The 22197-nt window shown below is 41.7% G+C and carries 23 protein-coding genes, 1 tRNA gene and 1 riboswitch; of the genes, 4 read left to right on the plus strand and 20 right to left on the minus strand.

The window, feature by feature from the left end; all coding sequences use genetic code 11:
* Window positions 1-88 precede the first annotated feature (88 nt).
* From ABDZ91_RS19830 to queG, 6 genes are all read right to left on the minus strand, one after another.
* The gene (locus tag ABDZ91_RS19830; protein ID WP_343803083.1) at window positions 89-358 is read right to left on the minus strand and encodes a hypothetical protein; all 270 of its coding nucleotides are present in this window, start codon (window positions 356-358) and stop codon (window positions 89-91) included.
* A 3-nt stretch (window positions 359-361) separates the two neighbouring features.
* The gene (locus ABDZ91_RS19835; RefSeq protein ID WP_343803086.1) at window positions 362-751 is read right to left on the minus strand and encodes an SHOCT-like domain-containing protein; all 390 of its coding nucleotides are present in this window, start codon (window positions 749-751) and stop codon (window positions 362-364) included.
* Window positions 751-1122, minus strand: coding sequence for a DUF2089 domain-containing protein (locus ABDZ91_RS19840; protein WP_343803089.1), 372 nt, complete (start codon window positions 1120-1122; stop codon window positions 751-753). The genes ABDZ91_RS19835 and ABDZ91_RS19840 overlap by 1 nt, the downstream gene beginning before the upstream one ends.
* 223 nt (window positions 1123-1345) lie before the next feature.
* The gene (gene trmL, locus ABDZ91_RS19845; protein WP_343803092.1) at window positions 1346-1819 is read right to left on the minus strand and encodes a tRNA (uridine(34)/cytosine(34)/5-carboxymethylaminomethyluridine(34)-2'-O)-methyltransferase TrmL; all 474 of its coding nucleotides are present in this window, start codon (window positions 1817-1819) and stop codon (window positions 1346-1348) included.
* Window positions 1820-1843: 24 nt separating this feature from the next.
* Window positions 1844-2746 (minus strand): amidase domain-containing protein, encoded by a 903-nt coding sequence (locus ABDZ91_RS19850; RefSeq protein ID WP_343803095.1) that lies wholly within the window; start codon window positions 2744-2746, stop codon window positions 1844-1846.
* 45 nt (window positions 2747-2791) lie between these two features.
* The gene (gene queG / locus ABDZ91_RS19855) at window positions 2792-3934 is read right to left on the minus strand and encodes a tRNA epoxyqueuosine(34) reductase QueG (protein WP_343803098.1); all 1143 of its coding nucleotides are present in this window, start codon (window positions 3932-3934) and stop codon (window positions 2792-2794) included.
* Window positions 3935-4015: 81 nt separating this feature from the next.
* Here queG and ABDZ91_RS19860 point away from each other — a divergent pair, with 81 nt between their 5' ends.
* Complete coding sequence (locus ABDZ91_RS19860) at window positions 4016-4708, plus strand: B3/B4 domain-containing protein (protein ID WP_343803101.1); 693 nt, start codon at window positions 4016-4018, stop codon at window positions 4706-4708.
* Between the two features lie 58 nt (window positions 4709-4766).
* Here ABDZ91_RS19860 and ABDZ91_RS19865 read toward each other — a convergent pair.
* From ABDZ91_RS19865 to ABDZ91_RS19875, 3 genes are all read right to left on the minus strand, one after another.
* Window positions 4767-4840 (minus strand) — tRNA-Gly (locus ABDZ91_RS19865).
* Window positions 4841-4977: 137 nt separating this feature from the next.
* The gene (locus tag ABDZ91_RS19870) at window positions 4978-6075 is read right to left on the minus strand and encodes a TDT family transporter (protein WP_343803105.1); all 1098 of its coding nucleotides are present in this window, start codon (window positions 6073-6075) and stop codon (window positions 4978-4980) included.
* Window positions 6076-6157: 82 nt separating this feature from the next.
* Entirely contained in the window at window positions 6158-7261 is a 1104-nt protein-coding gene (locus ABDZ91_RS19875; RefSeq protein WP_343803108.1) for a 5-methyltetrahydropteroyltriglutamate--homocysteine S-methyltransferase, read from the minus strand.
* An 86-nt stretch (window positions 7262-7347) separates the two neighbouring features.
* Window positions 7348-7449: riboswitch (SAM riboswitch) on the minus strand.
* Between the two features lie 192 nt (window positions 7450-7641).
* Between ABDZ91_RS19875 and ABDZ91_RS19880 the strand changes: the two genes are divergently transcribed.
* Both ABDZ91_RS19880 and ABDZ91_RS19885 read left to right on the plus strand, forming a co-directional pair.
* Window positions 7642-8058 carry a DUF1284 domain-containing protein gene (locus ABDZ91_RS19880; RefSeq protein ID WP_343803111.1) on the plus strand — a complete coding sequence of 139 codons (417 nt, stop codon included), beginning with the start codon at window positions 7642-7644 and terminating at the stop codon, window positions 8056-8058.
* 119 nt (window positions 8059-8177) lie between these two features.
* On the plus strand, window positions 8178-8561 hold the full coding sequence (locus tag ABDZ91_RS19885; protein ID WP_425541876.1) for a hypothetical protein: 384 nt from the start codon (window positions 8178-8180) through the stop codon (window positions 8559-8561).
* Here the strand turns inward: ABDZ91_RS19885 and ABDZ91_RS19890 are convergent.
* Window positions 8464-8904, minus strand: coding sequence for a GNAT family N-acetyltransferase (locus tag ABDZ91_RS19890; RefSeq protein ID WP_343803117.1), 441 nt, complete (start codon window positions 8902-8904; stop codon window positions 8464-8466). The genes ABDZ91_RS19885 and ABDZ91_RS19890 overlap by 98 nt on opposite strands.
* Before the next feature lie 190 nt (window positions 8905-9094).
* Window positions 9095-10273: a methionine gamma-lyase gene (gene megL / locus ABDZ91_RS19895; protein WP_343803121.1), complete on the minus strand. Its 1179-nt coding sequence runs from the start codon at window positions 10271-10273 to the stop codon at window positions 9095-9097.
* Window positions 10274-10561: 288 nt separating this feature from the next.
* On the opposite strand from megL, the gene ABDZ91_RS19900 reads away from it, so the two are divergent.
* On the plus strand, window positions 10562-11530 hold the full coding sequence (locus tag ABDZ91_RS19900; protein WP_343803124.1) for a nuclease-related domain-containing protein: 969 nt from the start codon (window positions 10562-10564) through the stop codon (window positions 11528-11530).
* 17 nt (window positions 11531-11547) lie between these two features.
* Here ABDZ91_RS19900 and purD read toward each other — a convergent pair whose 3' ends face one another.
* From purD to purC, 9 genes are all read right to left on the minus strand, one after another.
* Entirely contained in the window at window positions 11548-12807 is a 1260-nt protein-coding gene (gene purD, locus ABDZ91_RS19905; RefSeq protein WP_343803127.1) for a phosphoribosylamine--glycine ligase, read from the minus strand.
* Window positions 12808-12825: 18 nt separating this feature from the next.
* Window positions 12826-14361, minus strand: coding sequence for a bifunctional phosphoribosylaminoimidazolecarboxamide formyltransferase/IMP cyclohydrolase (gene purH / locus ABDZ91_RS19910; RefSeq protein WP_343803130.1), 1536 nt, complete (start codon window positions 14359-14361; stop codon window positions 12826-12828).
* Between the two features lie 2 nt (window positions 14362-14363).
* Window positions 14364-14942 (minus strand): phosphoribosylglycinamide formyltransferase, encoded by a 579-nt coding sequence (gene purN / locus ABDZ91_RS19915; RefSeq protein WP_343803133.1) that lies wholly within the window; start codon window positions 14940-14942, stop codon window positions 14364-14366.
* 5 nt (window positions 14943-14947) lie between these two features.
* Window positions 14948-15976 (minus strand): phosphoribosylformylglycinamidine cyclo-ligase, encoded by a 1029-nt coding sequence (gene purM / locus ABDZ91_RS19920; RefSeq protein WP_343803136.1) that lies wholly within the window; start codon window positions 15974-15976, stop codon window positions 14948-14950.
* Between the two features lie 412 nt (window positions 15977-16388).
* Window positions 16389-17801, minus strand: a complete 1413-nt coding sequence (gene purF, locus ABDZ91_RS19925) for an amidophosphoribosyltransferase (protein WP_343803139.1) — start codon at window positions 17799-17801, stop codon at window positions 16389-16391.
* Entirely contained in the window at window positions 17786-20002 is a 2217-nt protein-coding gene (purL, locus tag ABDZ91_RS19930) for a phosphoribosylformylglycinamidine synthase subunit PurL (protein WP_343803144.1), read from the minus strand. The genes purF and purL overlap by 16 nt, the downstream gene beginning before the upstream one ends.
* Window positions 19986-20669, minus strand: a complete 684-nt coding sequence (gene purQ / locus ABDZ91_RS19935; RefSeq protein ID WP_343803147.1) for a phosphoribosylformylglycinamidine synthase subunit PurQ — start codon at window positions 20667-20669, stop codon at window positions 19986-19988. Before purQ ends, purL begins: the two co-directional genes overlap by 17 nt.
* Window positions 20666-20920 carry a phosphoribosylformylglycinamidine synthase subunit PurS gene (gene purS, locus ABDZ91_RS19940; protein ID WP_343803150.1) on the minus strand — a complete coding sequence of 85 codons (255 nt, stop codon included), beginning with the start codon at window positions 20918-20920 and terminating at the stop codon, window positions 20666-20668. Before purS ends, purQ begins: the two co-directional genes overlap by 4 nt.
* Before the next feature lie 37 nt (window positions 20921-20957).
* The gene (gene purC, locus ABDZ91_RS19945; RefSeq protein ID WP_343803153.1) at window positions 20958-21683 is read right to left on the minus strand and encodes a phosphoribosylaminoimidazolesuccinocarboxamide synthase; all 726 of its coding nucleotides are present in this window, start codon (window positions 21681-21683) and stop codon (window positions 20958-20960) included.
* Between the last annotated feature and the right edge of the window lie 514 nt (window positions 21684-22197).

The raw sequence follows: 22197 nt of genomic DNA on the forward strand, positions 1-22197 counted from the left end.
AACTGAGCTTTCCTTACTGTGATATTAAACTTTAGCTACTTGGCAATTCAGGTTCCTCTGGTAATTGTTCGCTAACGATTGATTAAATTTAAAGCTTCACAACTACCTCAGTTCCATCCTTCATTTTCGTTTCAACAAGGATCACTCCCCTGTTCTTAGAAAATCCCTGCAGCAACGGCTTCAAATCTTTTCTTTCAATTTCCGGAAAGATGAACTTCCCCCCATCTTTTTCAATTGCTTTATTTATTAGGCGGATCATCCTTTTTGATGTAATAATCAAGCTAGCCAAACTTAAAACTGCATAGGGGACTGGAATTAAAAATCGTTTATCCTTAACTTTCACCTTGACTTTTAACATAATCTACTCAATCACCACAAGAACTTTATCACCATTAGACGAGGTGATGTCAACAATTTGTCCGTCCAATTCGTTTTCAATTGCATCGATGAGCAGGTCAACATTTATATCTTTTACATATTTTTCTGACTCAGGTAATTTTTCAGCGATATTTGTACCTACTTGTAAAACAGCCTTTACCAAATTAATCGGTAAATTCACATTTACATTATCACCTTCTTCGGACGTCACACGAATCTTCAACATTTTATTTCCGTATGGGACTTCTTTTTTCATTGTCACTAGCTCTGGCTGATTTTTACCTTGTAAAATTTGAATTAATTCACTTGCTTTCTCCTTATCAATCTTTCCTTCCTCCACTAGCGTTAAGACTCTTGAAATTTCGTCCTTCATTATTCTTCCCCCTCTTTTAATAACTGAATAGCTTTCTCTGCCGTAATTTCGCCTTTTTCCAATAACGATACAATTTTTTTCTTATCCACTTCCGGTTTCTTTTGAGAGGAATATCCCAGAGTAGAGATAATTTCATCTAATTTACCCCTGACAGTCGGATAGGATATCCCGAGTTCCTTCTCGACCTCTTTGATATTTCCACGGCATTTAAGAAAAATCTCAATAAAATGCAACTGTTCTTGACCTAGAGCTGCCAGTCTTGAAACTTCAAATTCATTTTCCACCGTTGTCTGACAATGGGTGCACTGAAGCTTTGTAATTTTAAGCGTCTTCCTGCAAACAGGACAGTTGGTAAGTAAAGGATACGTCATGCTGTTCTCCTTTCTTTTTTATTTAATCTTATAATACACCATATTTTTCTATTTTCAATCAAAATATTTAAATTATTTATGAAAATTCGCACTGACATTAAATAATTCAATTTTAACATTAAATAATTTAATCAGCCGTTCAATCAAAAAAAGAAAAAAACAGCCCAATTGTCTGTTAATTGGACTGCTTAAAAAGAATTTCTTTTTAATTTTTCACCTAACTCTATTTCAAACTTGGAAACCCTTGTTGTCTCAATGCTTCATAAATTAAAATGGCTGCCGTATTAGACAAGTTCAAGGAACGAACATTTTCAGTCATCGGGATACGCAAGCAGGTTTCTTTATTGGCTTCGAGTAGCTCTTTTGGAAGGCCAGTTGTTTCTTTTCCGAATACAAAGAAGTAATCCTTTTCAGTCTCACTGTAGTTGTATTCATCAAAGAAATGCGTTCCAAACTTCGTAATAAAGTAAAATTCTCCTTCAGGATACGTCCCGAATAGTTCCTCTAGGGAATCATAGTAATGGATTTTTACAAATTCCCAGTAATCTAGACCGGCTCTTTTTAACATACGGTCATCGGTTGAAAAGCCGAGTGGGCGAATTAAGTGTAAATGAGTTTCCGTTGCAGCACAGGTTCTCGCAATGTTTCCTGTATTAGCTGGAATTTCTGGTTGGTAAAGTACGACATGTATAGCCAAGTTTTATGCACCTCTTAATCCTAATTAACCATCTACAATGGTAAAAAATTTGTATTTTATATTTGGTGTGTACGCAGTAGAATCCTCATAAGCCCAATACCTCGCTCTACTGTTGTATGTATGAGCATTTACGAGAGGCATTCCGTTCGCATCTTTTGCCGTGACAATCGTATTATGATTATAACGACCGTCCCCTTCAAAATCATAGCAAATTACATCGCCTAATAAAAGTTCTTCTGGACTAGAAACCTGTCTAGCACGAACTCCTATCGTGGAATTTCCTAAATATAGTCTCAGCGAATGCGCGACTGACCAACTGTAACTCCAATTACTATTCCTCATCCACCAGCCCTTACCCCTGTTAGGGTAGCCTCTCATCGGACCTCCACCTTCATGAAGACACTGAGAAATAAAATTGGTACAGTCATTCTCGAACTTTTTATACTTTGGATTATAGCTGTTCCACCACGTTTCTGCATAGCGAACAGCCTTCCTACGGTCGTACTGATAAGAGATTCGCTCTTCCGCATCATTATTAAAAGGATATAGGTCCATATCATTTTGATTAAAAACTTCTATAGTCTCATCCTCTGTTACTCCTTCTGGCTGTAAAAGATAATCATCTACGATGGTGGATCGGAAGACTTCGGCAAGTCGATCTTCAATAGATTCTTCGATAAAAATTTGTCCTTTTTGCTTAATGACATACCGCATGAGAAGTTGGTACCGAACCTTTTCCACATCCTCTTCCTCAAATACGTCTAAAATTTTACCCTTTCCATTTACTTTTACAATTTCTGCTTTTCGATTCTGTTCAGCTAGATTCTTTCTTTCAATCTCTTCCACAAAAAATCGCTGCGGCTTACTTTTATGGTTCACATAACACTCTAATCGGTTTTGAAGTAAATCCTGTAATAAATCATTCATATAAAAAAACCTCCTCCCTTCATACATATGAAGAGATCAGGTCTATTAAGCGTTGATTTCCTCAAAAAACGATAATCCTTTTTGGATTTCTTCAATCACTTCAGGATCTTTTTCTTTTACTAACTGAGATTCAAGAGCTTCTTTTCCTTCTCCAGTTCCAATTTTACCGATTGCCCAAGCAGCCGTTCCACGAATAACCGGACGTGGGTCTTCTTTCATGAGTTGAACTAAATCAGGGACGGCCCCTTCCTCTTTATAGTGAGCAAGGGCAATAATCGCATTACGTTGAATCGGTTTTTTCCCTCTCCATGAGCCTGCCACATGACCATACGTTTCCTTAAACTCTCGATTTGAAAGTTGAAGAAGCGGCTGAAGGAGTGGTTTCGCAATCTCAGGATCCGGCTCAAACTCTTCATGAAGATGAAAGTCCATCTTCTTATTTTTCGGGCATACCAGCTGACAGGTATCACAGCCGTATATTCGATTCCCTAATTTGGAACGAAACTCATCCGGTAAAAATCCTTTCGTTTGCGTTAGAAAGGCAATACACTTTTGGGCATCTAATTGGCCACCTTGAATCAGAGCGCCTGTCGGACAAGCATCCACACAAATATTGCAGTCCCCACAGCCCTCTTCGGTCGGTTCATCGGGCTCCAGTGGTAAATTGGTAATCATTTCACCCAGATAGACATACGAACCAAACTCAGGTGTAATGATGGCACAGTTTTTGCCGCTCCATCCGATTCCTGCACGTTCCGCAACAGCACGGTCCACCAGTTCACCCGTATCCACCATGGACTTACATTTTGCCTCTGGAATTCTTTCTATTATATAGGCTTCAAGCTGGGCAAGCTTATCTCTTAATACATGGTGATAATCCTGTCCCCAAGAGGCGCGGGCAAATAAACCACGTCTAGCTCCTTTTTTACTAAGTGGTGCGTCTTTCATTTTGGAAGGATAGGCCAAGGCAATCGCAATAATTGATTTTGGTTTATCAAAAATTAAGTCAGGGTGAACGCGCTTTTCAATGTCCTTTTCTTCAAATCCAGATTGATACCCTAGCTCCTGCTGGCGAATGAGGCGACTCTTCATTTCATCAAAGGCTGATGCTGAAGTGAAGCCAATTTTATCAATTCCAATTTCTTTACTGTATGCAATAATATCCTGCTTTAACTGAGCGTAGTTCATTTGCCTTCCCTCCTCTCGGTATGTATGTTTTTTCCTTCCCCTTTACATGTGGTACACTTTTTCTGTAAAGGAGGTTTTTATATGAAAGTTAGTCTCTCTACTGACCTTACTAATCAAATTAAAGATTTCAAAGTAGGTATTCTTTTCTATAAAGATATCGTGGTATCAGATTCTCCACAAATGTTAAAAGGTAGACTTCAGCTTTTTCAGGAGTCCTTATTTTTCGACCTTCAAGAAACACCAGTTGCTGAGCAAAAAAGTGTTCTAGAATGGAAGAAAATTTTTAAGACCTTTGGAAAAGATCCCAATCGATACCGCCCATCTAGTGAGGCCTTGATTCGACGTGTCGCGAAGCAACAGTATTTATCTACGATTCATTCTGCTGTCGATTTAAATAACTTTTTCTCGCTACAATACCAGATCCCAATTGGTCTGTATGATGCGGACCATATTCAAGGAGATGTAACGATTCGTGTTGGACAAGCAGATGAAGTGTTTGAAGGGTTGAATGGTCGCGAAAACCAAGCAGAAAACCTCATAGTTTCTTGTGACGACGTAGGTCCATTTGGTAGCCCATTTGTGGACTCTAAAAGAACATCGGTCACAACGGATACAAAGAACGCAATGCATGTCGTGTACCTATCACCTAGTCTATCAGAGGACGAAGCACCTAAATTGGTTGAATCGCTAGGAAATATGTTTCACCAACTGCACGGTGGCGACTTTCAATATTCCGTCCTAACCGCGGGCCATCTCACTCATACATTTACATAGAAAAACGCAATGCCCCGTTTTTCTATGTAAACGAAACACTGCGTTAGAAAACTATGTATGGAGCGGGTGATGGGAATCGAACCCACGACATCAGCTTGGAAGGCTGAGGTTTTACCATTAAACTACACCCGCGTTTTCACTGCATAATCACTATGAAGTTGTGTATCAGCAACAACAGTATCTATTATATCCACATCTTCTACAAAATTCAACCCCATTTTTTAAAGTTCGACAATTAAGAAGATTTTCATGAGAGGAGGCGCTCCCATTTAGGAGCTGACCTCACTCGATTCAACCATGAATCTTTTCTTTGTAAATGGATTTTTAAATTGAGACTTCACGAATAGTGCACATTCAGCTACAAATAGTAAGAGCACAAGCCACGGTAATATCTCCATTGTTACTACGTACATGTTCTTAATCAATATATATTCACTTAGTTCTAATTTAACATTGGAACTAAACATAAAAAACATGCCAAACGTAAAATTTCGTGCCCACTGCGAAACATGATACGTTCCGATACCCTTCATCCATCCGTACCTTTTAACCCGAACTACTCCTCGAATGATTTCAATTCCTTCAATTAAGAGAAATAGTAGAAATGTCCATACCCACACGATAACCAAAACTTGGGGAGAAAATACCCCTGTCATTGCAATAGCTAGCCCAGTTATGGAAGCTGCCCCATGAATAATGCAATTCGGGTTCGCCCAATCATCAGCAAGATCCCACTTTTTCAAAGGAAAATATCGGATACAAAGTACGACTAGTCCAACGATATAAAAGAAAATCCCCATGATAATTCCCATTTCATAAAGGACACTAGGTACTTGATTGCGATAGAGCAAATCATTAATAATAACGGTAGACTGCGTTCCAACCGTTACGAGTAGAATAATTCCGTTCAGCTTGGAAATCTTCACTTTTTTTAATGACATGAGAACGAGCCCAATATATAAAATCCATAAAAGAAAATTCATTCCGTCTATAATCCGAAGCAACCATATTTGCTTCGGAAAATAAGAGAATATAGAAAGTAGAAACATGGATGTTCCGGCAACCCAAGTACCCATTGCAAATAATTGAAGTGGCTGCCCCAAGTATCTTTGTTTCCATTGTTTCTGAATAACAGCTAGTATCATTTCATAGAAAAATAGAATCCAAATGGTGCTAATCAACAAAGTAATGGACGTTAAGATCCATTCTGGAATCATCCCTAAGTAGGACAGTGCACCATTTAAGACAATCCCCATCGCCATTATGGAAGCTCCCGATGCTGTTACAAATTGGTGACCAGGGAAGAACACTTTTCGAATCACAATTGTGGTCACGAGGAATAAGAATAATAATGCCCAAAAAAGCATATCTATCCCTCCTGTTTTTTTCAATACCGTATATTATAACACGAAAAAACGAACACCCTTTATTAGGTGTTCGCTTCCCAGCTTATCCCCAAATCTCTTTAGAAATATCTACAATATATTTCAACTTCGCCCACTGCTCTTCTTCCGTTAAAATATTTCCATGGTGCGTCGAAGCAAAGCCACATTGCGGACTGATACATAATTGCTCTAGTGGAACATATTTGGTTGCTTCTTTTACACGTGCAATGATGTTCTCTTTATCTTCTAATTGTCCATGTTTTGATGTAAACACACCAAGTACCACTTGCGTACCTCCGTTTGGAATATAATCTAATGGTCCGAAATCTCCAGAGCGGTCATCATCATATTCAAGGAAAAAGCCATTTACTTTTTCTCTAGCAAATAAAGTTGGAGCGATTTTCGCATAGCTGCCTTCAAACGCCCATTTAGAACGGTAGTTTCCGCGGCAAAGATGAGTTGTTACAATAAGATCTTCTGGTTTGTCTTCTAGTACACCGTTCGCAACACGTAGTGCTAAATCAATTAACTCTTCTCGGGAGTAGCCACTATCATTAAATGGAATCTCTGGTGCATTTAACCCCGCTATGTACACATCATCTAATTGTAGGTAACGGCAACCTGCATCATAGAAAGCTTTGATGGCATCTCGGTAGGTTTGAATGACATCTTTTGTATACTCTTCAATGTCTGGATAAATGTCCAGGTTACGAATACCTGCATTGTAAAGTTGGTTTGGACTTGGAATGGTTAACTTCGCAATAGCACGGTCCCCAACAATTTCTTTAAATTCGATGAAGTCTTTAACGTGTGGATGGTCCGGGTTAAATGAAATTTTTCCAATCACTCGCACATCGTATCTTTCCGTCTCTTCTCCTTTAAATTGAAAACCATGATCTGGCACATAACCTTCTACCCCATTTAAATGCTCTAGAAAATCTGTATGCCAAAATCTACGACGGAACTCCCCATCTGTAACAGCTTTTAGTCCAACTTCAATTTGCTTATCCACAATTCTTTTAATTTCTTCAGTCTCAATTGCATGAAGTTCTTGTGCAGAAATATTCCCCGCTTGAAAATCTTTTCTTGCCTGATGAATTCTCTCTGGACGTAATAAACTCCCCACGTGATCTGCTCTAAATGGTGCTTTAATGGCTGTCGTTGTCATAAAAATCCTCTCCTTCATGTTTTAAATACAAAAAACCCTCTTCAGCAATAAGAAGAGGGTTTAAAATACAATTTAAATACCGGCTCTCCTTATCTTCTAGCATTACGCTACTGGAATTGGCACAGTACTATCAAAAGTCCGCTGCCGAGGCTTCAAAGGGCCAGTCCCTCCACCTCTCTAGATAAGAAAAATTTCGAAATATGAAATTATTTAAGACTACTATACATGTAAAAAATAAAATAATCAACACCTAATTATATTTAATATTTAAGATAAATCAGTTAAATCTCTTTAAATGAGAATGTGTTATGATTGGAAAAGAAATGTTAACGAATTATTTTTTAAAGTTAACAATCAATCTATTAAACTAGGAGGTCACAATGTATAAACTTCGTGGTCACCACCTATTTTGTCTTTTAGGTTATCGGGGAATGGGCTATTCCAAGGAATATGTTGAAAATATGACTAAGATTCATCAAACTTTACGTGCCAACCCCGAAACATTGATTCAACTTGTAAAGGGCCCTGACCAACTATGTGAAAAGTATCCAAATTCAGGCGAATACCACTGCCAGGACGCCAACATTTACATACGGGATGCAGCCATTCTTGAACAATTGGGCATTAGAATTGGACAGATTTTAAGCTGGAAAGATATTGTAGAACATATTCGGAATCATGTGGTCCCATCAGATATTCAGTCAGTGTGTGAAACTTGTTCCTGGCGTGCATATGGCGTTTGCGAAGAAGGAGTTCAAGAGATGATTGATGGAAAAGGTTTAAGGGAAGTGAAATAGGAAATGGGAGTTCAACCCGTTTTGTCGGATTATGGGAGACTTAACGAATTAGGAAGCCTATTCGTAGGTTGAGTAGGCTTCCTAATTGTTGCTGCTGATTGTGACGCAACCAACAGGTAATGGGACGCAACCGGCAAGTATTTGGCCACAACCGGCAAGTATTTGGCCACAACCAGCAAGTATTGTGGCGCAACCAGCAAGTATTGGGCCACAACCAGCAAGTATTGGGCCGCAACCGGCAAGTATTTGGCCACAACCAGCAAGTATTGGGCCGCAACCGGCAAGTATTGGGCCGCAACCGGCAAGTATTGGGCCGCAACCGGCAAGTATTGGGCCGCAACCAGCAAGTATTGGACCGCAACCAGCAAGTATTGGGCCGCAACCGAAAAGAATTGATTATCTCCTCTATAAATCTAATTCATAATGATAGAACTGTTCATCACGTTTGTATCCATTTCTCACATACAATCTTTGTGCCGATAGGTTATCAGGCGCTGTGCTAAGGCTTATGCTTTTGGCCCCCGTTTGTACGGCAAATTCCCTCGCCCTCTGTAAAAGCATTTCTCCAACGCCTCGTTTTCTTGCTATTTCATCAACATATAGATCATTTAATATCCAAGCTTTTTTCATAGAGATCGAAGAAAAAGTCGGATACAGTTGAGTAAATCCCACATACTTCTGTCCATCTCTCACAACAAATATGACAGAATCTTTTCTTTCTATACGTTCTCTTATGTATGTTCTTGCACCATCTATATCTGATTTTTGTTCATAAAAAATACGATATAAGTTAAATAAGTTTGCTACTCCATCTAAATCATCGATAGTAGCTTGGTAGATTTCCATTTATATTCCCCCCGTCTCACTTAGTTAGTTATGTCATTTGGAATCAAGTGTACATTTTACATTGTAATGAAACCATCTAACCTCTTGCAATCAATATCTTTACCATTTCAGCCAATCTTAAAAGTTTATGTCCGTTGCCAATAAAAATAGGGATGCAATCATGGTTCGATCGGCATCCCGGAATTTTACATTATTTATCTAACGCACTCTTCAAATCTTCCCAAATATCTTCCCATGATTCTAGCCCTACAGAAAGTCGTAGCAATGTATCAGAAATACCCATTTTCGCACGCTCTTCAGGTGGAACAACTGCATGGGTCATCGTAGCTGGATGTTGAATGAGGGTCTCGGCATCCCCGAGACTTACAGCGATTTTTATTAACCGGCACCTATTTAAAAAGGCTTGGGCTTCTTCCTTCGTTCCCTCAATCTCAAAACTAATCATCCCGCCTGGTTTTTTCATTTGTCTTTTGGCTAGTTCATATTGCTCGAAGTCTTCATCACCGGGGTAAAATACTTTCTTTACCTTTGGATGCGCTTTTAATAGAGGATATAGCTTCTGAGCATTTTCAACATGGCGGTCCACTCGAACAGATAATGTTTTGAGTCCGCGGACTAAAAGCCAGGCATCAAACGGACTCATCACGCCACCAATGTCCTTTAGTGTGGTCATCGCCATTTCTTGTAGTGGCTCTTTTTTTCCGACGACAATTCCAGCAATAACATCTCCGTGTCCACCGATATATTTAGTTGCACTGTGGATGACGTAATCACAGCCGAGTGCAACTGGTTGCTGCAAATACGGTGAGCAGAACGTATTGTCCACCACAACTGGAATGTTCTTTTCTTTTGCCACTTTTACAACCATCTCTAAGTCTACAAGCTTCATAGTTGGATTGATAGGGGATTCGATATAAATGCATGTCGTGTTGTCTTTAATATGGCGTCGTACCGTTTCCTCGTCTGTGAAGGAGATGAGGTTATGTTCTATGTTATGCTTCTCTTCCATAAGTTGAAGCAGTCCGAACGTACAACCATAGATTCCTTCTGAGCATAGGATGTGATCACCCGTTTTTGTTAAGTAGAAAAGTGTGGCGGATACCGCGGCCATTCCGGAACCGAATGCAAGAGCAGCCTCCCCTTGTTCGAGGACAGCCATTTTCTCCTCTAGGACTTTTACAGTTGGATTTCCAAGTCTTGTATAAATATAGCCTTCACTCTCTCCAGCAAACCGTCTCTCGCCCTCTTCAGCAGTTGGAAATGTGAAAGTAGATGTTTGGAAAAGCGGTGGCACCAAGCTCCCCTGGTGTTTTAAAGAATCATACCCACTGTGAATCGCTAGCGTTTCAAACTTTTTTTGCTGATCCATTGTTACGACCTCCATTAAATTAACAATCTCTCATTCTATGATATGATAAATTGGCGGAAAATGAAAGCGGTTACAAAAGGTTAGTTTAGTTAGTGGATGGGCGGAATTGTGGATTCGCGCGCAAGATGGGGGAGTTCGCGCGTATTTTGCGAAGTTCGCGCGAAAGGTGAAGGTGTTCGCGCGCAAATTAAAGAATTCGCGCGCAAGTGGAAATTTCTACCCGAACCCTGCAGGATTTCCATCACCTAATCTAGAAAACTATCCAAAACCACAAAAAGGAGAACCCTTATGTTTTTAAAACCACGCGAAATCCCTATCCAACTCCAAAAAGAAGACGCTCTATTACGCTTACTCCCAAAATCCCACCCGAAATATGATGACATAAAAAAAAGTACTCAAAAAGGATGGGCCGGTTACCGAGGTGAAAAAGAATTAGATTACCAGCTTTCCTTTTTACCTGCAAACCAGTACTATATTATTCCTCACATTAGAATTCCTATAGACAGCCAGTTTTTTCAAATTGATACCCTTATCCTTTGTTCCAACTTCGCACTCCTCATTGAATCTAAGAATATCTACGGTACGCTCCATTTTGATTATGCATCTCAACAAGTTACCCGAACTTACAAAGATCAAACAGAAGGTTTTTCGAATCCTATTCAACAAGTGAAACGACAAAAATTCCAATTCCAGCGCTGGCTTAACACACACTTCAAAAAAATCATTCCCTGCCACCACCTCGTTTCCATCGGCTTCCCTAAAACCATTGTCAAAGCACCAAATTCCGTTTATCAACACGTCCTCCATGCAGAACACATTCCTGAAAAAATTGCGGCTCTTCATAAACTTGATTCTTCACAAAATTTAACTACTTACATGATTAAGAAAATCTCCAACTTGTTAATAGAACACAATACTCCCCTAGAATTTGATGTCATTGAATATTATAAAATTCAAAAAAACGAGCTACTTACTGGAATTCTTTGCCCTCAGTGTGCACGTTACCACCTTAGACGCGCTCATTCATTCTGGGAGTGCCCGAGCTGCGATTTTAAATCTCATGAAATCCATGTTCCTAAAATCAACGACTTCCTCACCATTTTTGGACAGATATCCATCCAAGAGTGCCATTCACTAATGGGTTTATCGTCCCGTCATACTGCAAGGAGAATCCTCCAATCTATGAACCTAACCATGATAAATAAAGGAAGATCCACTATATACAAAAAACCCGTCACAGATGCTCAACATCCATAACGGGCCACACTACAAATCTATTTGGAACTCAACTCAGGCACTGCCTTTACCCCAATATCCTTCCGATAAAAAATGCCAGATCCTTCAAGTTTATCAAGTTCAGCGTATACTTTTACACGAGCATCCGAAACCGACGCAGCCTTCGCACCCACTAACAACACGCGGCCACCATCTGTTACAAACTGACCCTCTGCATCCAGCTTGGTCCCGGCATGAAACACATCGGCTTCCATCTTTTCTAAACCAACCAAAGGAACTCCCTTCGCGTAGCTTTCCGGATATCCTTCAGACGCCACTACAACACCGACCATTACAGAAGGATCCCATTCGATCGCTGGCGTTTCTCCTCGCAACACAGCAAGCATCCCTTCGGCTAAGTCAGATTTCATACGAGGTAAAATCACCTGAGTCTCAGGGTCTCCAAAACGAGCATTGAACTCAATTACCTTTGGACCTTCCGAAGTTAAAATTAACCCCGCATACAAAATGCCACAAAAGCTACGACCTTCTTTCACTAAAGCACGAGCGGTAGGCTTCAATATTGTCTCTACCGCCTCACTCACAACATCTGCTCCAATATGAGGAACTGGGGAATAAGCGCCCATTCCTCCAGTGTTTGGGCCTTGGTCTCCGTCAAAAGCGCGTTTGTGATCTTGCGCGATTTCAAGTGGCACGACATTTTCACCGTTCACAAAAGCCATCAGCGAAAATTCTTCCCCGCTTAAAAATTCCTCTACAACCACACGGGAAGAAGCCTCACCAAATTTTTCATCCACCATCATGTCTTCTAAACTTTCCAGCGCCTCTTCTAATGTGAGGGCAACCGTCACACCTTTTCCGGCAGCCAGTCCATCTGCCTTAATGACAATCGGTGCACCTTTTTCCATTACATAATCCCGAGCGGCCACAAACTCATGAAACACTTCGAATTCACCAGTCGGAATCCCGTATTTTTTCATCAAGTCCTTCGCAAAAGATTTACTTCCTTCAATGATTGCAGCATCCTGCCTCGGTCCGAACACAGCTAATCCTGCTTCCTCAAATCGATCCACGATTCCCTCTAACAATGGCACCTCAGGACCTACGACCGTCAAGCCAACTTTATTCTCTTTCGCAAACTGTATTAAGGCATCATGCTCGTTCTCACTAAGCGTAACCCGAACGGCCACATCTTCCATTCCAGCATTACCAGGAGCGACAAAAACCTTCGCACTCTCAGCTAGCTTTTTACACAAAGCATGCTCTCTTCCACCACGGCCAATCACCAGTACGTTCATTTTATCCACTCCTACTTATTAATGTTTAAAATGTCTTACGCCGGTTAAGACCATGGCGATTCCATACTCATCGGCTTTTTTGATGGAGTCATCATCACGAATGGAACCACCAGGTTGGATAATCGCTGTGATTCCCGCTTTAGCAGCAGCTTCTACGGTATCATCCATTGGGAAGAACGCATCGGATGCAAGGACGGCACCTTCTGCACGAGCTCCCGCTTGTTCTAATGCAATCTTTGCTGCACCTACACGATTCATTTGGCCAGCACCGACACCAAGGGTCATTTGACTATCATTCACAACAATCGCATTTGATTTCACATGCTTGACGACTTTCCAGCCAAGCTTCAGTGCTTTCCACTCTTCTTCTGTTGGTTCCCTTTTCGTTGCTACTTTTATCGTTGCATCCTCATAAGTAAAGCGGTCTTGGTCTTGTGCAAGCAGCCCGCCTTCGATTGTCGTTAATTTTTGCTCGGCTTTGTTGTCTTGATTAAATGGAATCGTCAACAAGCGGATGTTCTTTTTCCCTGTTAAAATTTCTAACGCTTCCTGAGAGAACGATGGAGCAATAATGATTTCTAGGAAAATTTCATGTAATTTTACAGCCGTTGCTTGGTCTACTTCTCTATTTAAAGCCACAATTCCACCAAAAATAGATACTGGATCTGCTTCAAATGCTTTTGTAAAAGCTGCAAACGTCGACTCACCAGTTCCCACACCACATGGGTTCATGTGCTTCACCGCAACAGCAGCTGGTTCAGCGAACTCTTTTACGATTTGAAGAGCCGCATCGGCATCGTTAATGTTATTGTAGGAAAGCTCTTTTCCATGTAATTGAGTCGCATTAGCAATCGAAAATTCCGAGCCAAGTGGTTTTCGGTAAAAAGCTGCCTTTTGATGTGGGTTTTCACCGTAACGAAGGCTTTGCTTCAGTTCATATGTAACCGTTAATTTTTCAGGAACCTCTTCGCCAGCTAAGTCTGTCATGTACTCAGCAATCATGGCATCATAAGCTGCTGTGTGGCGGAACACTTTAGCTGCAAGCTTTCTTCTCGTTTCCTTTGCAACCTCGCCAGCGTTTTTCAGTTCTTCTAAAACCACCGCGTAATCTACAGGGTCCACAACAACGGTTACGTATTCATGGTTTTTTGCCGAAGCACGAAGCATGGTTGGACCGCCGATATCAATATTTTCAATAGCATCGTCAACCGTTACATCCGGCTTCGCAATCGTTTGTTGGAACGGATAAAGATTGACACAAACGATTTGAATAGGGTTAATTCCGTGTTCTTGAAGTTGTTCTTGGTGTCCTGGCTCAGAAAACTTAGCCAACAGCCCACCATGAATGTATGGATTTAGTGTCTTCACTCGACCTTCTAAAATTTCAGGGAAACCAGTTACTTCACTCACACTCATAACGGGGATTCCGCTCTCCTCTAGTGCTTTCTTTGTTCCACCTGTTGAAATGATTTCATATCCGAGGTCATGTAGACTCCTGGCAAATTCCGTTACACCGTTTTTATCAGATACACTAATTAGAGCTCGCTTTTTCACGCCTAAGCTCCCCTTTCATGTTGTAAAATTTGTTGGATAACTGCCGGATATAAATGGTGTTCAATCTCATGAATTTTCGCTTGAAGACTTTCTTTTGTTTCATTTTCCGAAAGCTCTACCTGCTCTTGTGCAATGACAGGACCCGTGTCCATTCCCGCATCCACATAATGGACTGTTACTCCACTTACTTTTACCTTCGCATCTAGTGCCTGACCAATGGCATCCTTACCCGGAAACGCAGGAAGAAGCGAAGGATGGATGTTCACAATTCGCCCTTCGTATGCCTCAAGCAATGTAGGACCAATTAGTCTCATGTATCCAGCTAATACAATAAAATCAATTTGTTTTTCTTGTAATTCTTCTAGTATAACTCTTTCATACTCTTCTTTATTGGTAAAAGATTTGGGAAGAAACACAAAGGATGGAATGCTTTCTATTTCTGCGCGGTCAATAACAAATGCACCTGGTTTATCACAAACCAAGAGCTCAACATTTGCTTCCAGTGTACCATTTTTCACAGCATCAACAATCGCCTGAAAATTACTTCCGCTACCTGATGCAAAAATCGCAATGTTTTTCATCGTCATCACCTTTTAATTTGAATCCCTGGTTGATTTGTGACCATTCCAATTCGGTAGGCTTTTTCTCCAAGCTTGTTGAAAAATTCCGTAACCTCATCAGCAATCGTACGATCAACTGCTAGGACCATCCCTGTTCCCATATTAAATATGTTATACATTTCTTCTCTATTTAGCTTACCAAGTGACTCGAGCATTTTGAAAATCGGAGGAATCTCCCAATTCTTTTCATGAAGCTCGGCACCTAGTCCTTCTGGTAACACGCGCGGTACATTTTCGATAAAACCGCCACCTGTAATGTGAGCCATTCCTTTTATTTCATAAGTTTTAAGAGCTGATAGTATAGACTTAACATAGATTTTGGTTGGTTTGAGCAGTTCTTCACCTACCGTGCAACCCAGTTCATCAACTTGTTCATGTAAAGAAAGGTTAGCCTGTTCTAAAAGGATTTTTCTCACGAGTGAGTAGCCGTTACTATGGATTCCACTAGAAGCTAATCCGATGAGAACGTCCCCTTCTTTAATGTCGTTTCCTGTAATGAGTCGCGACTTTTCGCAAGCTCCCACCGCAAATCCAGCCAAGTCATATTCCTCTTTTTCGTACATGCCTGGCATCTCCGCAGTTTCACCACCAACTAATGCACAGCCTGCTTGCTCACATCCATCGGCAATCCCTTTGACAATAGCTTCGATTCTAGCTGGATCAGCTTCTCCACACGCAATGTAGTCCAAGAAATATATCGGTTCCGCACCTTGCACGACAATATCATTCACACACATGGCCACAGCGTCGATTCCTATCGTATCGTGCTGATCGAGCATGAACGCCAGCATAAGCTTGGTACCAACTCCATCTGTGCCGGAAACTAAAACCGGCTCTTTTAACTGAAGCGAAGAAAGGTCAAACATACCACCAAATCCACCGAGTCCTCCCATGACGCCAGGGCGAACTGTCTTTTGAACATGCTTTTTCATTCTAGAGACGGCCTCATAGCCCGCCTCAATATCGACTCCCGCTTGCTTATATGCATTCGCCATTGTTTGTCCTCCTAGCCGAGTAAAAACGTTTTGGTTTTTGATTGTTTTTTATTGTTGTGTTGCACACTGTTTATTGGGTACGAACGGACATTAAGTTCTGTTATTTTATTGAAATGCCGGTTGCTTAGGAGCCAGAGGACACACGTTCCGTTATTTGCAGTAAAAACGGGGTTTTTCCTATTTTCGGGGACACACGTTCCGCTATTCACCGTTTTTCACCTGTTTTATGCCTGAATATTGCTAAATAACGGATCCTCTGTCCGCTCGAACCCTGAAATCTGCTTGTTTTGATTAAATAACGGATTCTCTGTCCTGCAAATCCACAAAACTGCTGTTTTCGTTAATCCACAAGCAACACAACCCCCAAACACAAAGCGACATCTGCAAAGCCAAATGTCGCCCGTTTTGTTTTTTACACCTTTTCATAAGGATGAAGCGTTGATGGGTAAATTTCGGTTGGATACTTTCCAGTAAAACAAGCCAAGCATTGCCCACAATTTTCATCCACACGTTCTCTTCCGATCGCTTCAAGCATGCCTTCAACACTCAAAAATGTCAGGGTATCCGCACCGATGATTTCACGAATTTCTTCAACAGAGTGCTTCGCTGCAATTAGTTCTTCTTTTGTTGACGTATCAATTCCATAAAAACATGGATTTTGGATAGGGGGTGAACTGATGACCACATGAACCTCGGTCGCGCCCGCTTCCTTAAGCATGTTCACAATTCGTCTACTCGTAGTTCCGCGAACGATGGAGTCATCAACCATGATCACCCGCTTCCCTTCCACAACACCACGAACTGGAGATAGCTTCATTTTAACCCCTTGTTCGCGTAAGGATTGAGACGGTTGAATAAAGGTTCTACCCACATATCGATTTTTAATTAAGCCCATTTCATATGGGATGCCTGATGCTTCTGCGTACCCAATCGCCGCAGAGATACTGGAGTCTGGAACACCTGTTACGACATCAGCTTCAATGGGCACTTCCATCGCCAGTCTTTTGCCTAAATTTTTCCGAGCGGTATGAACATTAACCCCATGGATGTTGCTGTCCGGACGGGAGAAATAGACATACTCCATCGTACAGATTGCTTGGTTAGAAGCATGAGAATAAAATTCAGAATGAATGCCTTCATCATCAATAATTAAAAGCTCCCCTGGTTCCACGTCGCGAATGAATTCTGCTCCTACCACATCAAACGCACAGGTTTCCGATGCTACCACATAGGCATCGCCTAGTTTCGCAATCGACAACGGTCGTAAGCCATTCGGATCAAGCGCAACCATCATCTCTTTTTCTGTCATGATTAAAAAGGCATAAGCACCTTTTAACATGGTGAGTGCATTTTTTACACGGTCCTTCAAAGGTGCAATGCCCCCACGTTTAATCAGATGCGCTAGCACTTCTGTATCAGATGTTGTTTGAAATATGCTGCCTTGCCCCTCAAGCTGGTGTTTTAACGCTGTTGCATTTACTAGGTTTCCGTTATGAGCTAGTGCAAGACTACCCGTTTGCGAACGGAATAGGAGTGGCTGCACATTTTCATAGCCACTTCCTCCTGCTGTTGCGTAGCGAACATGACCAATGGCAGCTTTCCCGTAAAGTTCTTCCATCGCCTCTGATGTGATAATCTCATTGACAAGTCCTTCGCCCTTTACAGTTTTTAGCTGTTCACCGTCCGTTACCACCATCCCCGTTCCTTCTTGGCCGCGGTGCTGAAGACTGTGCAATCCATAGTAAGTAATTTGAGAAGCGTTGGGATGACCCCAAATACCAAATATTCCACACTCTTCATTCAAACCCCTTATTTCAGCAAGCATGGGATGGCTCCTTTCCAAACTCGAGTAAGCTCTTCGACGTTTTGGTTAATGAGAGTATTGCCTCCAGATTCGATTTGGAGCTCTGAGCTAGCCGTAACCTCTCCGATTAAAGTCGCTTCTACTAAGCTTTCAAACTTTTCTTGGTCTTCCTTTTTCACACTTAAAAGGAAACGAGATTGAGTTTCACTAAATAGTGCCGAAACTGCCTCACCTTCGACTTTTACAGAAGCTCCTAAACCGTTTGAACCTATTAAACTCTCAGCTAGCGCGACCGCTAAGCCCCCCTCTGCTAAGTCGTGAGCAGATTGGACAAGACCCATACGAATGGCTGATAAAACTTGGTTTTGATGCTTTTGTTCTGTAGCTAGATCTAGTTCAGGCGCTTTCCCAGAAATTTCACCTTCAAGTAATTTTTGAAGCTCACTACCGCCAAACTCAGGTTTCGTCTCACCTAATACGTAAATCAAATCGCCTGCTTGTTTAAAGCTTTGCGTTGTAATATGGTCAATGTCTTCAACCAGTCCAACCATACCGACAACAGGTGTTGGGTAGACTGCAGTTCCATTTGTTTCGTTGTATAGGGACACATTTCCACCGATGACTGGGGTTTGAAGTGTGCGACACGCTTCGCTCATACCATCAACGGCTTTTTCTAGCTGCCAGAAGATTTCAGGTTTTTCTGGATTACCAAAGTTTAAGCAATCCGTTAGCGCTAGTGGCTGACCGCCTGAAGCAACGATATTTCGAGCTGCTTCTGCGACTGCAATTTTTCCGCCTGTTTCTGGGTCTAGGTATAGGTAGCGAGAATTACAGTCTGTTGTCATCGCTAATGCTTTACGGGTACCTCTGATTCGAACAACGGCCGCATCAGAACCTGGTGCTACAACTGTGTTTGTTCGCACCATGTAATCGTATTGATCATAAACCCACTCTTTGCTTGCAATTGTTGGTTGTTGTAAAAGCTTGAGTAGTGTTTCATTGTAGTTTTCAACTGCCGGAATGTATGTGTCCATCGCTTGGAACTCTTGGAAATACTGAGGTTCACGGGATGGCTTGTGATAAACGGGCGCGTCCTCTGCTAGAGCATCGACAGGAACATCCGCTACTACTTCCCCTTTATGGACAAGGCGCAAATGTTTGTCTTCCGTAACGTGACCAACAGATACGGCTTCAAGCCCGTATTTGGAGAACAAGTCAACGATTTCTTGCTCACGGCCTTTTTTTACAACGATAAGCATACGCTCTTGAGACTCTGAAAGCATCATTTCGTAAGCGGTCATTCCGCGTTCGCGTTGAGGAACTAGGTCTAGGTTCATTTCGATTCCGGAACCTGCTTTACTCGCCATTTCAGCAGAAGAACTTGTTAGTCCAGCTGCTCCCATGTCTTGGATCCCAACAAGGGCGTCGGATTGAACGAGTTCAAGACAAGCTTCAAGTAAAAGTTTTTCCATGAAAGGATCTCCGACTTGCACAGCAGGACGCTTTTCATCAGATTGTTCCGTCAATTCTTCGGATGCAAACGTTGCCCCATGGATTCCGTCACGTCCGGTTTTAGCTCCCACATACATGACCGTGTTGCCTACGCCATGCGCCTGGCCCTTTTTAATATCTTTATGATCGATGAGTCCAACACACATCGCGTTTACAAGTGGATTGCCTTCGTATGAAGGATCAAATTGGATTTCTCCTCCAACAGTCGGAATTCCGATACAGTTACCGTACCCTGCAATCCCAGCTACGACTTCTTTGAAGAGGTATTTGACACGGTCTGTTTTTAGTTCACCGAATCTTAGGGAGTTTAATAAAGCGATGGGTCTTGCACCCATGGAGAAAACGTCACGGATAATCCCGCCTACACCTGTTGCAGCGCCTTGATACGGCTCAATCGCAGATGGATGGTTATGACTTTCAATTTTAAAAACAACCGCTTGCCCATCTCCAATATCCACGATTCCAGCACCTTCACCAGGTCCCTGAAGGACTTTTTCACCAGAGGTTGGGAACTTTCGAAGCACCGGTTTGGAGTTCTTGTAACTACAATGTTCGGACCACATAACGGAGAAAAGACCGGTTTCCGTGTAGTTCGGCGTGCGACCTAAAATCTTTTCCACCATCGCAAATTCTTCATCAGACAAACCCATTTCAGCGTAAATTCTGTCTTGTTTAATTTGTTCTGGACTTGGCTCAAGCAGTAACGACATGTGATTCCCTCCACTGTTTTACGATAGATTTGAAAAGCTTTAGACCGTCGGCTCCACCTAGAAGATCATCAACAGCACGTTCAGGGTGAGGCATCATTCCAAGGACATTTCCACGTTCATTGATGATTCCAGCGATGTTCTCTAAGCTGCCGTTGGGGTTATTTTTATAGGTAAAAACAATTTGGTTATTTGCTTTTAAGCTTAGAAGTGTTTTTTCATCACAGTAGTAATTTCCTTCACCGTGGGCTACTGGGATGCGGATGGTTTCGTTTTGTTCGTAATCTGAAGTGAACATCGTTTCGTTGTTGGCCACCTCTAGTTCAACTGGACGACAGATGAATTTTAGGCTTTCATTTCGTCTCATGGCACCTGGGAGAAGGCCCGTTTCTAGTAAAATCTGAAATCCATTGCAGACACCGAGGATTGGTTTTCCAGCCTCAGCCGCTTTGATGACTTCCTTCATGACATTACTGAATCGGGCGATGGCTCCGGAACGAAGGTAGTCTCCATATGAAAACCCACCAGGAAGCAGGATTCCATCATAGTCTGCTAGGTTATCTGCATCATGCCAAACATAATCGACTTGCTCTCCTAGCTCATCTTGAATCGCATGAAACATATCAACATCACAATTGGAACCTGGAAATACGATTACCGCGAATTTCACAGAGCAACACACTCCTCAATCTCGTAGCGATAATCTTCAATAACTGGATTAGCAAGCACTTTGTCGCAGATTTCCTTCACGACTTCGTTTACATCTCGATCTGTTTTTTCTAATGTTAACTCCATATACTTACCGATTCGAACGTCTGTTACATCAGAAAAACTTAGAGTGTGTAAAGAATTTTTCACTGCCGTACCTTGTGGATCTAAAACACTTTCTCTCAATGTCACGTAAACTTTTACTTTATACATGGTGTTTGCCTCCAGTCATTTTATAAAAGTGGTTTTTTTAAGCTTGGGTAACTTGGGTTGCTAGAATGCGCGAATAAATAGTTTCATAGGCTGATGTTAAGTTTCCAAGGTCACGTCGGAACACGTCTTTGTCTAGTTTTTCTTGTGTTTTAACGTCCCATAGACGACAGGTGTCTGGGGAGATCTCGTCAGCCAAAATAATTTCATTTTTAGCATCTTTTCCAAACTCAAGTTTGAAATCAATCAGTTGAACGTTCATGGTTGCGAACCAGTTTGAGAGGATTTCGTTCACAGCCAGTGCGTTTTGTTTCAATATTTCGACTTCTATGCGTGAAGCAAGCTGTAATTCGCGGATGTGATCTTCTGTGATAAGTGGGTCACCGAGTTCATCATCTTTTAGGTAAAACTCCACGAGCGGCATGGTGAGCGATTTGCCCTCCTCCACACCAAGTCGCTTTGAAAAACTGCCGGCTGCTTTGTTTCTTACTACAACTTCAATTGGAATGATGTCGACTTTCTTAACGAGTTGCTCAGTAGATGATAGCTTTTGAACAAAATGAGAAGGGATTCCTTCGTTATGAAGCTTTGAAAATATCAAACTCGTAATTTCATTATTTAACCGGCCTTTCCCGGCAATTTGGCTCTTCTTTTCACCGTTGAAGGCAGTTGCAGAATCTTTATACTCTAACCAAACAAGCTGTGGGTCGTTTGTTGTGTAAACCTTTTTCGCTTTTCCTTCATATAGCAGTGCTCTCTTTTCCATGGAAGAGCCTCCTTTTTAGTTAATGGCGGTTGTGGGGTGTGGCTGTTGTGAGAGTTTTTGTGTGCTATCGGAAATTTTGCTGGCCTTATCGGAAATCTTGGTGCTTCTATCGGAAATTTCTTGGCGGCTATCGGAAACTTTGGCGCTTCTACCGGAAATTTCACTGACCCTATCGGAAACTTTGGACCTTCTATCGGAAATTCCCGGCGGCCTATCGGAAAATTTTGCTCTTCTATCGGAAATTTCACTGACCCTATCGGAAACTTTGGCGCTTCTATCGGAAATTCCCGGCGGCCTATCGGAAAATTTTGCTCTTCTATCGGAATTTCCGCCGTTCCTATCAGAAATCCAGCACCATTTAACCCTAATTCGGAACTCAGAACACTCAATTCAGAAGTTATTACTCATTTTTCAGAACTCAGCATCCATTTTCCGGAACTCAGCCACCGTTTTCGGAACTAAAAGTATGTTTTCCAGAACTTAGGCAACATTTTTCAGAAGTTCCAGCCTGTTT

This window comes from Bacillus carboniphilus, from assembly GCF_039522365.1.
GTDB classification, from domain to species: Bacteria; Bacillota; Bacilli; order Bacillales; family JC228; genus Bacillus_BF; species Bacillus_BF carboniphilus.

Coding starts and splice junctions, on each gene's coding strand:
- ABDZ91_RS19830 (WP_343803083.1), bottom strand. CDS start 358: ATGTTAAAAGTCAAGGTGAAAGTTAAGGATAAACGATTTTTAATTCCA.
- ABDZ91_RS19835 (WP_343803086.1), bottom strand. CDS start 751: ATGAAGGACGAAATTTCAAGAGTCTTAACGCTAGTGGAGGAAGGAAAG.
- ABDZ91_RS19840 (WP_343803089.1), bottom strand. CDS start 1,122: ATGACGTATCCTTTACTTACCAACTGTCCTGTTTGCAGGAAGACGCTT.
- ABDZ91_RS19850 (WP_343803095.1), bottom strand. CDS start 2,746: ATGAATGATTTATTACAGGATTTACTTCAAAACCGATTAGAGTGTTAT.
- queG (WP_343803098.1), bottom strand. CDS start 3,934: ATGAACTACGCTCAGTTAAAGCAGGATATTATTGCATACAGTAAAGAA.
- ABDZ91_RS19860 (WP_343803101.1), top strand. CDS start 4,016: ATGAAAGTTAGTCTCTCTACTGACCTTACTAATCAAATTAAAGATTTC.
- ABDZ91_RS19870 (WP_343803105.1), bottom strand. CDS start 6,075: ATGCTTTTTTGGGCATTATTATTCTTATTCCTCGTGACCACAATTGTG.
- ABDZ91_RS19875 (WP_343803108.1), bottom strand. CDS start 7,261: ATGACAACGACAGCCATTAAAGCACCATTTAGAGCAGATCACGTGGGG.
- ABDZ91_RS19880 (WP_343803111.1), top strand. CDS start 7,642: ATGTATAAACTTCGTGGTCACCACCTATTTTGTCTTTTAGGTTATCGG.
- ABDZ91_RS19885 (WP_425541876.1), top strand. CDS start 8,178: ATGGGACGCAACCGGCAAGTATTTGGCCACAACCGGCAAGTATTTGGC.
- ABDZ91_RS19890 (WP_343803117.1), bottom strand. CDS start 8,904: ATGGAAATCTACCAAGCTACTATCGATGATTTAGATGGAGTAGCAAAC.
- megL (WP_343803121.1), bottom strand. CDS start 10,273: ATGGATCAGCAAAAAAAGTTTGAAACGCTAGCGATTCACAGTGGGTAT.
- ABDZ91_RS19900 (WP_343803124.1), top strand. CDS start 10,562: ATGTTTTTAAAACCACGCGAAATCCCTATCCAACTCCAAAAAGAAGAC.
- purD (WP_343803127.1), bottom strand. CDS start 12,807: ATGAACGTACTGGTGATTGGCCGTGGTGGAAGAGAGCATGCTTTGTGT.
- purN (WP_343803133.1), bottom strand. CDS start 14,942: ATGAAAAACATTGCGATTTTTGCATCAGGTAGCGGAAGTAATTTTCAG.
- purM (WP_343803136.1), bottom strand. CDS start 15,976: ATGGCGAATGCATATAAGCAAGCGGGAGTCGATATTGAGGCGGGCTAT.
- purF (WP_343803139.1), bottom strand. CDS start 17,801: ATGCTTGCTGAAATAAGGGGTTTGAATGAAGAGTGTGGAATATTTGGT.
- purL (WP_343803144.1), bottom strand. CDS start 20,002: ATGTCGTTACTGCTTGAGCCAAGTCCAGAACAAATTAAACAAGACAGA.
- purS (WP_343803150.1), bottom strand. CDS start 20,920: ATGTATAAAGTAAAAGTTTACGTGACATTGAGAGAAAGTGTTTTAGAT.
- purC (WP_343803153.1), bottom strand. CDS start 21,683: ATGGAAAAGAGAGCACTGCTATATGAAGGAAAAGCGAAAAAGGTTTAC.